This is a genomic window from Mesorhizobium sp. B2-8-1, from assembly GCF_006440955.1.
Classification (GTDB): domain Bacteria; phylum Pseudomonadota; class Alphaproteobacteria; order Rhizobiales; family Rhizobiaceae; genus Mesorhizobium.
The window spans coordinates 207,519-221,173 of sequence record NZ_VFTX01000002.1 but is presented as its reverse complement, the minus strand read 5'-3'; the positions used below and the strand labels follow the sequence as shown (position 1 = coordinate 221,173).

General features: G+C 63.6%; 18 protein-coding genes and 1 pseudogene. 17 read left to right on the top strand and 2 right to left on the bottom strand.

The window, feature by feature from the left end; all coding sequences use genetic code 11:
• The first annotated feature begins 34 nt into the window (after nt 1–34).
• Nucleotides 35–520 carry a VOC family protein gene (locus FJ428_RS05360; protein ID WP_140499028.1) on the top strand — a complete coding sequence of 162 codons (486 nt, stop codon included), beginning with the start codon at nt 35–37 and terminating at the stop codon, nt 518–520.
• 32 nt (nt 521–552) lie between these two features.
• Nucleotides 553–1,284 (top strand): SDR family oxidoreductase, encoded by a 732-nt coding sequence (locus FJ428_RS05355; RefSeq protein ID WP_140499026.1) that lies wholly within the window; start codon nt 553–555, stop codon nt 1,282–1,284.
• 24 nt (nt 1,285–1,308) lie between these two features.
• On the opposite strand, the gene FJ428_RS05350 is transcribed toward FJ428_RS05355, so the two are convergent.
• Nucleotides 1,309–1,839: a DUF1629 domain-containing protein gene (locus tag FJ428_RS05350; protein ID WP_140499024.1), complete on the bottom strand. Its 531-nt coding sequence runs from the start codon at nt 1,837–1,839 to the stop codon at nt 1,309–1,311.
• Between the two features lie 87 nt (nt 1,840–1,926).
• Nucleotides 1,927–2,280 (bottom strand): hypothetical protein, encoded by a 354-nt coding sequence (locus FJ428_RS05345; protein WP_140499023.1) that lies wholly within the window; start codon nt 2,278–2,280, stop codon nt 1,927–1,929.
• Between the two features lie 126 nt (nt 2,281–2,406).
• On the opposite strand from FJ428_RS05345, the gene FJ428_RS05340 reads away from it, so the two are divergent.
• From FJ428_RS05340 to FJ428_RS05270, 15 genes and pseudogenes are all read left to right on the top strand, one after another.
• Nucleotides 2,407–3,534 (top strand): KamA family radical SAM protein, encoded by a 1,128-nt coding sequence (locus FJ428_RS05340; protein WP_140685671.1) that lies wholly within the window; start codon nt 2,407–2,409, stop codon nt 3,532–3,534.
• A gap of 166 nt (nt 3,535–3,700) precedes the next feature.
• Nucleotides 3,701–4,696, top strand: coding sequence for a helix-turn-helix domain-containing protein (locus FJ428_RS05335; RefSeq protein ID WP_181167219.1), 996 nt, complete (start codon nt 3,701–3,703; stop codon nt 4,694–4,696).
• A gap of 327 nt (nt 4,697–5,023) precedes the next feature.
• Nucleotides 5,024–5,986, top strand: coding sequence for an AraC family transcriptional regulator (locus FJ428_RS05330; RefSeq protein WP_140499017.1), 963 nt, complete (start codon nt 5,024–5,026; stop codon nt 5,984–5,986).
• A 198-nt stretch (nt 5,987–6,184) separates the two neighbouring features.
• A complete protein-coding gene (locus tag FJ428_RS05325; RefSeq protein WP_140499015.1) occupies nt 6,185–6,490 on the top strand; it encodes a hypothetical protein in 306 nt (101 codons plus the stop codon).
• A 283-nt stretch (nt 6,491–6,773) separates the two neighbouring features.
• Complete coding sequence (locus tag FJ428_RS05320) at nt 6,774–7,019, top strand: DUF680 domain-containing protein (RefSeq protein ID WP_140499012.1); 246 nt, start codon at nt 6,774–6,776, stop codon at nt 7,017–7,019.
• Nucleotides 7,020–7,128: 109 nt separating this feature from the next.
• The gene (locus tag FJ428_RS05315; protein ID WP_140499010.1) at nt 7,129–8,100 is read left to right on the top strand and encodes an MBL fold metallo-hydrolase; all 972 of its coding nucleotides are present in this window, start codon (nt 7,129–7,131) and stop codon (nt 8,098–8,100) included.
• Nucleotides 8,101–8,131: 31 nt separating this feature from the next.
• Complete coding sequence (locus FJ428_RS05310; protein WP_140582480.1) at nt 8,132–8,629, top strand: tetratricopeptide repeat protein; 498 nt, start codon at nt 8,132–8,134, stop codon at nt 8,627–8,629.
• Between the two features lie 198 nt (nt 8,630–8,827).
• Nucleotides 8,828–9,349 (top strand): DoxX family protein, encoded by a 522-nt coding sequence (locus FJ428_RS05305; protein ID WP_140685672.1) that lies wholly within the window; start codon nt 8,828–8,830, stop codon nt 9,347–9,349.
• Between the two features lie 111 nt (nt 9,350–9,460).
• Nucleotides 9,461–10,057 carry a BA14K family protein gene (locus FJ428_RS05300; RefSeq protein ID WP_140879040.1) on the top strand — a complete coding sequence of 199 codons (597 nt, stop codon included), beginning with the start codon at nt 9,461–9,463 and terminating at the stop codon, nt 10,055–10,057.
• Between the two features lie 277 nt (nt 10,058–10,334).
• A complete protein-coding gene (locus tag FJ428_RS05295) occupies nt 10,335–10,586 on the top strand; it encodes a hypothetical protein (protein WP_140499001.1) in 252 nt (83 codons plus the stop codon).
• 199 nt (nt 10,587–10,785) lie between these two features.
• Nucleotides 10,786–11,118, top strand: coding sequence for a DUF2934 domain-containing protein (locus FJ428_RS05290; protein ID WP_140498999.1), 333 nt, complete (start codon nt 10,786–10,788; stop codon nt 11,116–11,118).
• Nucleotides 11,115–11,264, top strand: coding sequence for a hypothetical protein (locus FJ428_RS05285; RefSeq protein WP_127204769.1), 150 nt, complete (start codon nt 11,115–11,117; stop codon nt 11,262–11,264). Before FJ428_RS05290 ends, FJ428_RS05285 begins: the two co-directional genes overlap by 4 nt.
• Before the next feature lie 366 nt (nt 11,265–11,630).
• Nucleotides 11,631–12,788: a sulfite oxidase gene (locus tag FJ428_RS05280; protein ID WP_140674317.1), complete on the top strand. Its 1,158-nt coding sequence runs from the start codon at nt 11,631–11,633 to the stop codon at nt 12,786–12,788.
• 210 nt (nt 12,789–12,998) lie between these two features.
• Nucleotides 12,999–13,102 (top strand): annotated as a pseudogene (locus tag FJ428_RS30590) (PRC-barrel domain containing protein); the annotation flags it as partial.
• Nucleotides 13,103–13,257: 155 nt separating this feature from the next.
• Nucleotides 13,258–13,605, top strand: a complete 348-nt coding sequence (locus FJ428_RS05270; RefSeq protein ID WP_140500147.1) for a hypothetical protein — start codon at nt 13,258–13,260, stop codon at nt 13,603–13,605.
• Nucleotides 13,606–13,655 lie beyond the last annotated feature (50 nt).

Below are 13,655 nucleotides of genomic sequence, written 5' to 3'. Positions count from 1 at the left end.
CGCAGGATTTGTGATCAAACGTCACGAGAGCAGCATGGCTACCGTTCACCCCTTCCTCTGGTTCAATCTCAACGCCGAAGAGGCGCGCGACTTCTATCTGTCTGTGTTCAAGAATGGCCGGGCGCTTGAGGCGATCGAATTCACCGATTTCGTCGGCGGCACGAATAAAACGGTGCCGCACGCGATCTTCGACTTCGAGCTCGAGGGCCAGCGCTTCACCGCGCTCAATGCCGGCTCGATGCCGCCGTTCAATGAGCGGATCTCGCTCTACATCGAGACCAAGGACCAGGCCGAGACAGATTATTACTGGAACGCGCTGACGGCGGGCGGCGGCGCTGAAAAGCCTTGCGGCTGGCTGAGGGACAAATTCGGCGTCTACTGGCAGGTGATCCCCGAAGCGGCGCTGCGCCTGATGAACGACCCGGACCGCGACAAGGCGGGGCGGGCGCGGCAGGCGATGTACAAGATGAGCAAGATCATTGTCGCCGACATTGAGGCGGCCCACGCCGGCAAGGCGTAATCCAGCAGTCCATCCTGAAGACGGAGGTTCCCATGGCATCGCTCAAGGGCAAGAGAATTATTGTCGTCGGAGGCAGTTCCGGCATAGGGCTCGGCGTAGCGGCAGCCGCGCTGGAGCGCGGCGCGGAGCTGGTGATCGTCGGCCGCTCGGGCGAAAAGCTCAAGGCCGCGGAACGGACGCTCGGCCCAGGCGGTCGCGTGCGAAGCCTTTCGGCTGATATGACGAAGGAAGCGGACATTGCCCGGATGTTCGACGAAACCGGTGCCTTCGACCACCTCGTCTCGACGGCCGGCACGCCGCCGCCCAACGACCCGATCGGCCAGACCGACATGGACTACGTGCGGCGCTTCGTCGACAACAAGCTGATCGGCGCCGTGATGCTCGCCAAACATGGCGTGCGCACGCTGAAAGCCGGAGGGTCGATGACCTTCACATCAGGCATCAACAAGGACCGCCCGCCGGTTCCCGGAGGCTCGGTTGTTTCCGCGATCGCCGGTTCATTCAGCTATTTCGCCCGGGCGCTGGCGCTGGAGCTGGCCCCGACGCGCGTCAATATCGTGTCGCCGGGATGGGTCGACACGCCGATGTGGGACGAACTCGTCGGTGAGGCCAAATCCGGTTTTTTCGCCGGCATAGCCGCCCGCCTGCCCGCGAGAAAGGTCGCTACGCCCGCCGACGTCGCCCCTGCCTATCTCTACCTCATGGAAAGCGAATTCACGACCGGCGAGACGATCCGCATCGATGGCGGACAGAACCTGATCTAGTTGGCATCGCAGGGTCGTCAAACGTCACGCTTCGATGCGGCGCCACCTGGGTTGGAACGATACCGTCCGCAGTCCGGCGTCGCGCACGCGATTGACGAATGCGTCGTTGACGAACACCGGGGACGCGCGCATCGGCAGCTTGAAAATTTCGGCGGTGCCGATCTTGTCCGCATCGAATTCGTATCGCTCGATCGCGAGAATGGCGCCGTCATCAAAATAGACGATTCCAGACCGCTCCTCGTCCAGCGCATCGATCACGGTGGTCACGTTGAAAAGCCAGACCTCTTCCCCGCGCAACGGGATCAGCTGGCCATAGGGCAGCAGATATGCCTTCAGCGCGTCGACGGCAGGCTTGCGCAAAAGCGGCGCATGCTCGCCAAGCCAAGGGAAGTCCGAATAGAGGGGGTCGCCCTCCGACACGCGGCGCATGACCGGTGGGTCCCAGTTCTCGAGGGGTGTTCCGTCAAGGGAGAAGAAGACCTCGTAGTAGGCCTCGTCGACCGGAAGCACCCATTCCTGGCCCTCGACAACCGCGAATTCGTAAATGGTCGTCATGGGCGGCGTTCCCAAGTTCAGTCCTGCTTCCGCTTCTGCGATCCCATCAAACGCTGGCCTGCCTTCAGAAGCATCAAAGCATATCATCTATGGATATTTTGTCGTGGCCGGGGGGCCCGGCTCGCCCGCGAGTTCGTTCGGCAGCGGCAAACTCGAGCACCGCAAATGTATCCTGCGGGCGAATATCTTGCGCTCCTTTTGCTCGTGCTCCTTGATGGCTGCCGCGAGACCCAATCCGTAAGGGCCAAGGAAGACACCGGTCCCCCAACCGGGATGCTCTTTTTCACGCGCATCATAGTTCGAGGCCTCGACCCGGGCCTGTTGGCATTCCGGCGATATCCATTTCGGGTCTTGCGTCGAAAGCGAGGCCCCATAATCCACCGGAGAGCTCACACATCCAGTTGCCACCGTGGCTAGCACCACCAACACCACAAGTTTCATCCCGGGTCTTCTCCGCGGCATTTTCGAGAGCACAGACCCTCCTTGCTACACGGGGAAGGCCGGCGCAAGGCGGTTGACCCGGCAGGCCATCCGGCCGATAGGTCCGCTAAAAACCTCGAGAACCCCATGACCACACAGCTCCACGATGAGACGACGGCCGAAGCTGAGCCCGTTTCCGATGCCGACGCCGCCTGGCAGGACGACATCCGCGCCGGCGTGTGCCATGTGCGCGACCTGGCCGTGCTGCCGCTGTCGCCGGGCGAACGCGCGGCGGCCCAGGAAGCAGCCTCCGGTCACAAGGTGCGCATCCCCAAATCCTATCTCGACCTGATCGACTGGGAAGACCCCGCCGATCCTATCCGGGCGCAGGTCATCCCGTCTCCCGACGAGCTGGTGACCGGCGAAGGCGAGCTCGACGACCCGATCGGCGACCACGCCTTCAGTCCGGTGCCCAGGCTGACGCATCGCCATGCCGACCGGGTGCTGCTGTTTCCCACCTATCAATGCGCGGTCTATTGCCGCTTCTGCTTCCGCAAGGAGTCCCTGACCTCGATCGGACGTGGCTATACGCGCGAAGCCCTGGAGCCGGCGCTCGCCTATATCGCTTCCCACCCCGAGATCCGCGAGGTGATCCTGACTGGCGGCGACCCGCTCTCGCTGCCCGACAAGGCGCTCAGCGAAATCCGCGCCCGCATCGAGGCGATCGCGCATGTGCGGCTGATGCGCATCCACACCCGCGTGCCGGTCGCGCTGCCTTCGCGCATCACGCCAGGGCTGATCACTGCCTTGCAAGGCCGGCTGATGATCACGGTCGTCACCCATTTCAACCATCCGCGCGAGATCACCGATGCGACCGAGGCGGCCTGCCGCGGCTTGCGGCAGGCGGGTTTCGTGCTGCTCAACCAGAGCGTCCTGCTCAAGGGCGTCAACGACACTGTCGAGGTGCAGGAAGAACTCTGCCGCGAGCTGATGTACCGCCTGGGGGTAAAGCCCTACTACCTCCACCATGGCGACCTCGCGCGCGGCATGGCGCACCGCCGCACCACGATCGCCGAAGGCCAGGCGCTGGTGGCCGCGCTGCGCGCGCGCCTGTCCGGCATCTGCAATCCCATCTACGTGCTCGACCTGCCCGACGGTGGCGGCAAGGTGCCGATCGGGCCGGGTTACGTGGAAGACCGCGACGGCGGCAACTGGCGCATTCGTGGGCAGGATGGAAAGGTGAGGGAATATACAGAAGTGGTGAGCCAGCTCTGAGTCCACATTCCCGGCGGCGTCCGTGCGATCAGGCGTTGTCGCGCCCCGGCATAAATGCATATTGTGAGCGGTTCGCGGTTGCGGAGCATGGGCGGTGGCAGCGGCAGGCAGCAGTCAAGGCGTTGTGTCCCAACGGCAATTCGTCGACACCGGGGTTCAGCACTGCGTGCTGGACACGGCAGGCCTGGCGCCTCGGCAAGCCCTTGCGTTGTGGCAGGAGAATATCGGCCTGCTCTACGACGTTCGCCTGCGCAACGCCGGCGATGACCGGTTTCATTTCCACGCCGATGCCTTTCACTTCGGCGAGATCGTTCTCACCTCGTATGGGTGCATCGCGCAAAGCTTCGACCGCTCGCGCGCCCGGATCAGCCGCGACGGCCTCGATCACATCACTGTGCAGGTCTGCCTGCGCGGAAGCCATGGACGGCGCGATGGCGCATCGGATGAAAAGGCCTCGTCGGGGGACCTGATCGTGGCCGACCTGGCACAGGCCCAGTCGACGGGTACGTCCGATTTCGACAGCCTCAACCTGACCATGCCGCGCCGCCTGCTGGCGCCATTCCTAAAGGCGCCGGACGAGCACAATATGCGCGTCATTTCCGGCAACGCGCCGTTGGCAGCGCTGTTGCGTGGGCATCTTGTGGGCCTCTACGGGGCCGCGCCCGCAATGAGCCGTCAGGACGCCGAGGCGGTGATCGGGCCGACGCTGGAACTCGCCGCCGCAGCCGTGAATTCGGCCGTGGCGGAGGAAAACGCCGCCTCGGTCCACCTGGCGCTGACCAGCGAGATCCGTCGCCACATCGACGCGCATATCCGCAGCCGGCACCTCACCGCCGAGGCCATCGCCGCCATGTTCGGCATTTCCATGCGCAAGCTCTATTACCTCTTCGAGCCTCATGGCGGTCTTTCCAGATATATCCAGGAGGAGAGGCTGCGCCGCTGCCGCGCCGAACTCGCCGATCCCGGCCGCCGGCACGAAAGCATTGCCGAGATCGCCGATCGCTATGGTTTCGGTCACCGCAAGAGCTTCGTGCGCGCCTTCCGCCGCTCTTTCGACATGACCCCGCGGGAGATGCGGGCACATGCCGCCCATGGGCGCAGCCAGTCCCTCGGCCATGGCGAGAACCGCACCATGTGGCACTGGATCCGCGAACTGCGATAGAGGCGGCGTGCCAGCCGAAAGGCAAATGAATCAATGGACAAGCGGTGTCCGATCAGCAGGCATGTGAAGAGCCTTCCCGTGCTTTCCGAAGCGATTTCCCCGATCGGTTGCACCAGCGGCCACATTCCCTGCGCCTCATGCCACATTTGCGCGGAGCCCTCACATAGGTCTTGAAATTCTGCCGCAGCCCGCGCGAAAAGCGGCCGAAGGCTCACACCACGTCGAGGGCACTGGAGGGGTTCATGGCACTGTCTAGAGCGGAGAGGCAGCAAACGGCGCCCGCCATCGGCGGCACCCCGTGAGGTTCTGAGCGGGGATCGAACGCAGGTGGCCGACCAGGACACCATCATAGTTCTGTCCACGGACGCGATCGCGGCCCGAGAGCGCGAAGCTGCCGTGCGCGAGTTCTATGGCCGCATCTGCATGCGGCTGGACCTTGCGCCGCTTGAACGCGGCGAGTTGCGGCTAAGCGCCTCCACCACCATCCTGCCAGGGGTGAGCGTGGCCCACGGGCAGGTCGCGCCCATGGCTTGGGAACGCACGGCCGCGCTCCAGCAGGACGCCAATGACGACCTGGTGGTGTCCTGGATCGCGGGCGGGTGGCGTTTCGATACGGCACGGCACGAGGCGGTTGAGACCTCGCCCGGTGCGCCCTGCATCATGCCGATGGACCGGAGCTGGCGAGCGAGGGCGCAGAACGGCGATTGGACGATCTGCGCGCGATTTGCCCGATCGACGCTCACTCCTCTCCTTCGCCATGTCGGCGATCTCAGGCCGGATGCCATCAATCCCGGCACGCCTGAAGCGCGGCTTCTGCTGGCCTATGTCGAGGCGGTGGCGGGTGGGGCGATCGGCCCCGGTCTGGCGCCGCTGGCCGCCCAGCACATTGCCGATCTGTTCGCCGCGGCGGTCGGCGCCAACCGCGAGGTTGACCAGGTGGTCGCCGGCCGCGGCGTTCGTACCGCCCGCATGCATGCCATCAAGCGTTATATCGAGGAGAACCTGCACCGAGCGCGCCTCTCGGCAGAGACGGCGGGCCGGGGGCTGGGGCTCAGCCCGCGCTACATCAGGCGCCTTTTCGCCGAAGAGGGGCAGGGGTTTTCCGACTATGTCATGCAAAGACGGCTGGAGCGGGTCCACCGGCAGCTCGCCAGCCCGCTTTTTTCAGCAAGGCCGATCGCCGACCTCGCTTTCGAGGCGGGGCTGGTCGAACCCTCGACCTTCTACCGGCAGTTCCGGTCCCGCTATGGCATGACCCCATCGGAGGTGCGCGCCGGCCGCGCGCCGTGAGACGCATGCGGCCGCTCACGCTGGCAAACCCGGTCACCTGTTCCGTCAGTGCCACTTGCCTGTGCCGCCAGTGCGATACGCCTTTATCCCCGGTGCGGGCATGGTCGCGCCGGCGGACGCGGGTGCAACGGCATGCGCGGGAGCGGGGGCGAGCGGCCAGGCCTCCGTGACATCGGAAAGCTGGCCCTGGAGATAAAAATGCGTGCGGCGAGAAGCTTGATACTGGGCATTACGGTTTTCTGCGCAATTCTTCCGACCGAGGTCTTCGCGGCCTACAAATGCATGAATCCGGCAATCTGCAGGGCGGTCTGCGGCAGCGAAACATGCGGCAAGATCGCCGCGCGCGATCCCGACATGAAGGCGCTGGACCTGTCCAAAGGCGCGTCCGGGCAGATCGCCGCTTCCAGCAGCGGGTCTTCGTCCGGGACCAGCTCGAGAAAAACCTACACCTGTTCGAACCCGGCGATCTGCATCGCGGTCTGCGGCAAGAAGACCTGTCCGTAACCAGAACGGACTCGGCGTATCATCAGAGGCGCCGGCGCGCTGCGCCGGCGCCTTTCGTGCGTGCACGCGGTCGGCGTGCCGGAACGCGGCGGCATTCCCAGCCTGGTTCCTCTCGCTAATATTCGTGGGCGAGGACTTCAGTCCTGGCCGCCGAGCCCCTGATTTTTCTCCTTCAAAAGAATCTCATCGCGCCCGGGAATAAAGCGCGGGGCTGCAGGGTCTTCACTGTAGCGGGCCAATCTGACGGCCCGCGCCGAGGAAACGAAACAAGGACCTAGCCAAAATGACCAAGCTCGCTCTCAGCGTGGCTGCCATGATGCTTGCCTCGAGCGCTGCCTTCGCCGGCAGCGATCATGGCGCCAATAACGCCAACCAGCCGGTCGCTCCGGTCGACACCAATGCCACCGGCTCGATCGCCTACACCGCACGCCCCAATGGCGCCGACACCAAGATAAAGACGGGGCCGAGCCAGGGGTCGGTGCAGGACATCATCACCAGACACAACAACGACAGCCTCTGGGGTCGCTGAATTCATGGGGCCGGGCCGGCTCCCGACGGGTACCGGCCTCTCCTCGTCATTCCTTCCAGGACTTTGGCCATACGCGACTTTTAGCCACCACCTCGAACAGGAGATCACCATGTTCACCATGACACGCCGCACAGTGCTTGGCACCGCCGCCGCTGCTGCTGCCTTCGGCCTTGCCGGCAAGCTTGAATTCATCCGTCCGGCCTTCGCGCAAGCTCCGGTGGAGCCCACCGTCGGCTTCTACGGATACAAGGTCGGCGATATCGAGATCACCGCCATCTATGACGGCATCTGGCGCAAGCCGCACGACCCGGCCTTCATCAAGGATGTCTCGGTCGAGGACACCAAGGCAGCACTCGCCAAAGCGGGGCTGACCACCGACTTCATGCCCATCCCGCTCACTGTCGTCGTGCTCAAGATGGGCGGCAAGCTGATCATGATGGATGCCGGCTCGGGCGTCGGCCAGTGGCAGGCCAATGCCACGCATCTGCCGGCCAACATGGCCGCGGCCGGCATCGACTACAACGCGATCGACACCGTCATGATCTCGCATTTCCACCCCGATCATGTCTGGGGCCTGATGGAAAAGGGCACCAACGCGCCGGTGTTCCCCAATGCCGAGCTCATCGTCAACGCCACCGAATACAAGTGGTGGACCGACCCAAGCCGGCTGGCCAAGCTGCCCGAGGGCCGCAAGCCGGCGGGCAAGCGCATCGCCGAGAACTTTCCGAAATGGAAGAACTGGAAGCTGGTCGAGGACGGCGCCGAGGTCACGCCCGGCATCCAGATCATCGCCGCGCCCGGCCACACACCAGGCCATTCTGTCTACCTGGCCAACTCCGGCAAGGAGCAGATCATGATCTCGGCCGACACCATGTATGTGCCAGCGCTGCTGGCGCCGCATCCGGAGTGGCAGGGCGCTTACGACCAGGACGGACCGACGGCAATCGCCACGCGCCACAAGATCATCGACCGGGTGATATCGGACAATATCCGCATTTCCGGGTCGCACTTCCCGTTCCCGGGCACCGGCACCTTCGTCAAGGACGGCAAAGCATACGGATTTACCCCGGTCCAGATCTGAGCACGAGCTTCCAACGCAAGCGAGAAAGACAATGAAACGATCCCTTTTGAGCAGAAATGCCCTGTCGGGCAGACATGCCCTGTTCGGCCTGCTCGGCGCCATTGCCGTGCTGACCGTGCTTCCCGTTGCGACAATCATGCCGGCCTATGCGGTCGACGACATAGAAGGCGCCGACGCGCCGGATCTCACCGCCATCAAGGCCAAGATCGATGCCAAGGACTATTCCGGCGCATTGGCCGAGCTGCGCGATCTGGCGCAGGACACGCAGCAGGCGGACGTCTACAACCTGCTCGGCTTCACGCTGCGCAAGACCGGCGACTTCAAGACCGCGCTCACCTACTACACCAAGGCGCTGGAGCTGAAGCCCGACCACAAGGCCGCCCGCGAATATCTGGGCGAGCTCTATGTCGAGACCGGCGATATGGACAAGGCCAAGGAGCAGCTGGCCTCCCTGGAGAAGCTGTGCCCGGCCGGGTGCGACGAGCTTTCCGATCTGCGGCAGGCCATCGACACCAGGGTGACGAAGTAAGACCTTTCCTCCCCCTCCACGGCGAAGCCGAGACGGAAGGGGGCGTTGGCCCCGAGCTCGCCCCTTCGTCCACCACGGCTGGGCGCTCGTGGCTGGCGCGCTTTGCCGGAGCCGGCATCCTCTCCCTCGCGCCGGCTCCGGCCTTTTCAACATCAGGCGCTTGGCGCCTGCCCGTGCCAAAAAGATCGGAGGCTGACCATGACATTGACCGAACGCTCCGCGAAGCTGCAGGGTCTTGCCGCTAAATACCACCTCGGGGACGTGGGCCTGCTTGCCGGCCGCCTGCTTCTGTCTCTCATCTTTTTGCATGAGGGCGCCATGCTGGCCGCCCATTTCAATGCCGCCGCCAGGGCCATGGCAGCGCTTGGTGTCAACCTGCCGCTGTTTGTCGCCACCGTCGCGTTGCAACTGGGGGCAGGGCTCTCCCTCGCGTCAGGCCTGCTGACGCGGCTTGGCGCCATCGCGCTCGGCCTGTTCTGTTTGGCAACGGCCATGCTGTTCCACACAAATTTCGGCAGCCAGAACGAACTGCTGCATTTCGAAAAGGACCTGGCGATATCGGGCGGCATGTTCGTGCTGGCCGTTGCGGGCGCCGGCAGGGTCTCGCTGGACCGGCTGTTGGCGCTCCATCTGCGACAGCGCCAGCGCGGCGAGGACATGCCGGCCGCGTTGCCCACAGCGGAGACCCTATTGCCAGTGGACGTGAAGCAGCTGGTTTGAACGGCGCCGCCTTCGCATTCGCCCAGCGGAGCGCCGCGCCTATTTCCCGCGCTTTGCTGGAACCAGCCTTGACCCCCCGCATTGCTTTAGCAGGGGCTCAAGGAGCGCGGCGTGAAAGCATTGTTGGGACTGGTCTGCGGTTTTGTTTTGACCCTTGCGGTGTTCGGTAGCGGTCTGGCCTTCGCCGTCTGGTTAATCACCGCGAACCCACCGCGCCAGGCACCGGCCACCGTCAGCATGGCGGAGCTTTGGACCAAAACGGCGCGGCCGGTGGACAGAACGGCGCAGAATCTCGAGCGCCTGCCGGCCGAGCAGCCCGCGCCCGCCAATATCGAGCCCAAGCGCCGGGCCGGGGAGACCGACCCCACCGCCACCGGCGCCATCGCGCCCGCCACGGCCGAATTGCCGCAGCCGCATGTCGCCTGGTGCGCGAGCCGCTACCGCTCCTACCGGCCGCAGGACAACAGCTACATGTCCTATAGCGGGCAGCAGCGCCCCTGCATCTCGCCCTATCTCGACGCCGACCGTGTCCCGCCGCCCGCCGCCGAGGCCAGCTACGTCGAGGAAAACGGCACCGGGCCGGGCGCCTATGCGGCCGCCGGGGATGACGACCATGTCGCCTCCTGCTTCAGCCGCTACCGCTCCTACCGCCCGGAAGACAACAGCTATCAGCCCTATTCCGGCGGGCCGAGGCGGCAATGCCAATAGCGGGCGCTGCGCTTTCCGGCTGCATTCCACGCAAAATTCCACTCCGGCAAGGGTTTTTACCACGCCGCCTACCACGCCCGCACAAACACCACGCCCCTATCAAGCCGCCAACAGCGCAACAACGGACCGAGACGGTCGTGCGCTGAACGACCTGTCGCTGCAAGATCCAGTGGGATCGCGGTGGGCCGGTTTCGCCTGAAACAACAAACACGGTCCCATGAACGCGGGCGGGCGGCGCGTTGGGGCCAAATGTCAACTTCAAAAGATGGAAACCGAAATGAAGAAGATCGTATTGACCGTTGCCTCGTTGTTGTTCGCCTCTGGCATGGCTTTTGCCGGCAGCGACCACTTTGGCTCCGACTTCATCCCTGCCGCAAGCAGCTATCCAACCACCCATGCGATGATGTCGGGCGGTGCCAAGACGGCTGTCCCGAGCGTCACAAACAGCATCGCTGACAGCGCAATGGGGGCAAACTCGAACTCCGACATGCCTGCACAGGGCTATGGTCAGGGCATCTGGGGACGCTGACAACAAAGCCGGCCGCCATGGCCGGCATCCAGGCGGCGGGCGGACCCGCCGCCTGGATCATTTCGCGCCATGACCGGCTCTGCCCGGCGCGCCTCGTATCATCCCAATCTCCAACGACCCAGCCCGGCGATCACGCAAATTCTTTGGATCGTTCGGAGGCGGGCGGCGTTCAGATGCTACCCAATGGAGGATTTGAGAAATGGGCGACGACCAACGGCATGGGAAAATCCAGGAGCGCGCCTATCGGATCTGGGAGCGCGAAGGCGGCGGCGACCCCGAGCAGCACTGGCACCGGGCCGAGGCAGAGATCGACAGGGAGCTGTCGATGGCGGCAGGCAACGCGCCGCCGCGCGAGATCGCCAGCACCGACGTGCTTACGGTCGAGGAATTGGCCATGCGCACCGGCATATCAGGCAAGCAGGCACAGGACCTGATCGACAGGCTGGGCAACGACCGCGCCGCGATCGAACAGGCAGCACTCGGGCTGAAGGGCAAGCGGCGGCGAAATCCCGGTCAGGAAGAGGCCAAATGATCCGCAAACTCAAGGACGGAAAATACCGGCTCTATTCGCGCAAGAAGGATGAGAAGACGGGCAAGCGACGGAACCTGGGGACTTTCGATAGCCGCGAGGCGGCGGAGAAGCATGAGCGCGAGGTGCAGTATTTCAAGCGCCATTGAGGAAATCGACTCGTTGGTCCTTTATTCTCGGCGTTGTCCCTGCCGCTCACAAAATCCGACCCACCAATTGTAGGCTGCATTGGATTTTCGAACACGAAGCAGATGCCAATCGTGATGCGAAGATGCGGCCCTTGCCCTCGCCACGAGGACAGATAGGGCATATAGTTGAAGATCGCCGGCTCGGACCTGACAAGCTGGCGATTGAGAGCGGAGACGTCGCTTTAACTACGGCGCGCTTCTAACTCGGGTTGTTTCACACGCTCTCATAATTGCCCGCCGCGGCCGGCCTCTGCTTTGCGCGATCCCGGTCGCTATTGCATCTATCACTGAAGGAGAACTGAGCTTTTCACTGGAGGAGAAGTCGTCATGCATTACCTTCCCAGACGTGAATTCATCGTTCAAGGCGGGGCAGCCCTCGCAGCGTTGGCGTCCTTTCAATCGCGGATTGCCTCTGCCTTTCCAAGCCGGGCCGGCGAGGAAGTCATCAAATGGTTGGATCAGCTGCCGCCGAACCCGGTTCCGGAAGTCATCAAAAATCAGCTGGTGTGGGAGGATCTCGATTCCTGGGTGACGCCCAACGACAAGTTCTTTTCAATCGCGCATTTCGACCGGCCGGTGATCGACGAAAGCACCTGGAAACTCGAAATCGGCGGCTCCGTTAAAAAGCCGACAACCCTGACGCTCGCCGACATCAAGGCTCGACCGCGCCAGGAAGTCACCTTCACGGTCGAATGTTCGGGCAATACCGGTCTGCCGTTTTTCAATGGCGGCATTGGCAATGCGCGCTGGGCGGGCACGCCGCTCGCGCCGATCCTCAAGGAGGCCGGAGTCCTCGACACTGGTATCGAGGTCGTCTTCTGGGGCACCGATAAAGGGGAAATCAAGCGGGCCGACGACGTCAAGTTCACGCAGAATTTTGCGCGCAGCATGTCACTTGCCGACGCCATGGATCCCAAAAACATCCTTTGCTACGAGATGAATGGGTCCCCCTTGCCTTCTGACAACGGCTTCCCGCTGCGGCTGATTGCGCCGGGATGGTACGGGATCGCGAACGTCAAATGGATCAAGCGCATAGACGTGAACGATCAGCGCTTCGAGAACCGGTTCATGGGACGCGATTATGTCACGCTGCGCGAGGAAGACCACAACGGCGAGACAGTATGGGTGGAAACTTCGGTCGGGCGGGCGAGGCTGAAATCGGCACCGGCCCGGGTCACTCATATCGGCGATGACTACCGGATCGTCGGGGCCGCCTGGGGCGCACCGGTCGACCGGGTCGAGGTGAAGATCGATGACGGGCCATGGATGCCGGCGGCCATCGACGAAACCGACAAGGCGGACTTTGCCTGGAAACTATGGTCCGTCGACTGGCCCAAGCCTTCCGCCGGAGAGCACGCCGTCACCTCGCGCGCGGTTGATACGGGAGGGCAGGTCCAACCCGCAATGGACGATCCCATCATTGCCAAGAAGCATACCTATTGGGAAAGCAACGGTCAGGTGACGCGACGTATCAACATTCACTGACTGGCGGGCAGTCGTATCAAACTGTCTGAGAGCGATGTGCCCCCATGTCTTTGGCATGGGGTCACCCACATCCGACCAGGCGCCGGCCTGAAGCTGGCCAGAGACGATGCGATGACGACTCCATCGCAGCGCCAAGAGCGGTGTTTAGTGACCTGCGCGGACGCGGAGAAAACTTGAACGGCTGGCGTTCCTCGCCCTTCGCCGAGCCCGGTGGCCGTCACCGAGCTCGACTTCATGCGCGACGAGGACGGCGCCACGCCGTGACCCAATGGACCAAGGACCAGCTGAAAGGAGTGCCGGAGCACCGCGACTGAAGGGCCCGACCGTGGCCCTTTTCGAAAGGAGAGTGAGATGATCCGAAAGTGCCCGGACAGGGCAATTCGCCGTGCCTGAGGGTGGTAGTGCTTAGTGACTTCGGCCAACCGAGAGTCTAGGCTGGCATCGGTTCTGTCAGCGCGAAGACCGTCACATGCCCCGCTTTCTTGCCGTCTACACCATGAAGCCTGAAGACCTTGCCCGCTTTCGCAGCCTGCCCAAGCCCGAGCAAGATGCGATTGATAGCGTCGGCCTACAGCAGTGGACGGACTGGGAGGAGAGAAATGCCGCATCTTTCCCCGATCGCGGCGGCATGGTCGGGAGGACGACGCGCGTTACCAAGGATGGGGTCGCAGACGCCGTGAACCCTTTCTGCGGCTACATTGTCGTCGAGGCCGATACAATCGATGCCGCCGCCCGCCTGTTCGAAAGCCATCCGCATTTCACCGTCTTCCCGGGAGACGGCGTGGACATCATGCCTTTCGTCACTGACCCTCAATGACTTGAAACTCCGGCTGTCGCTTCTGATGTCGAAGGCTGTCTGTCAGCTCT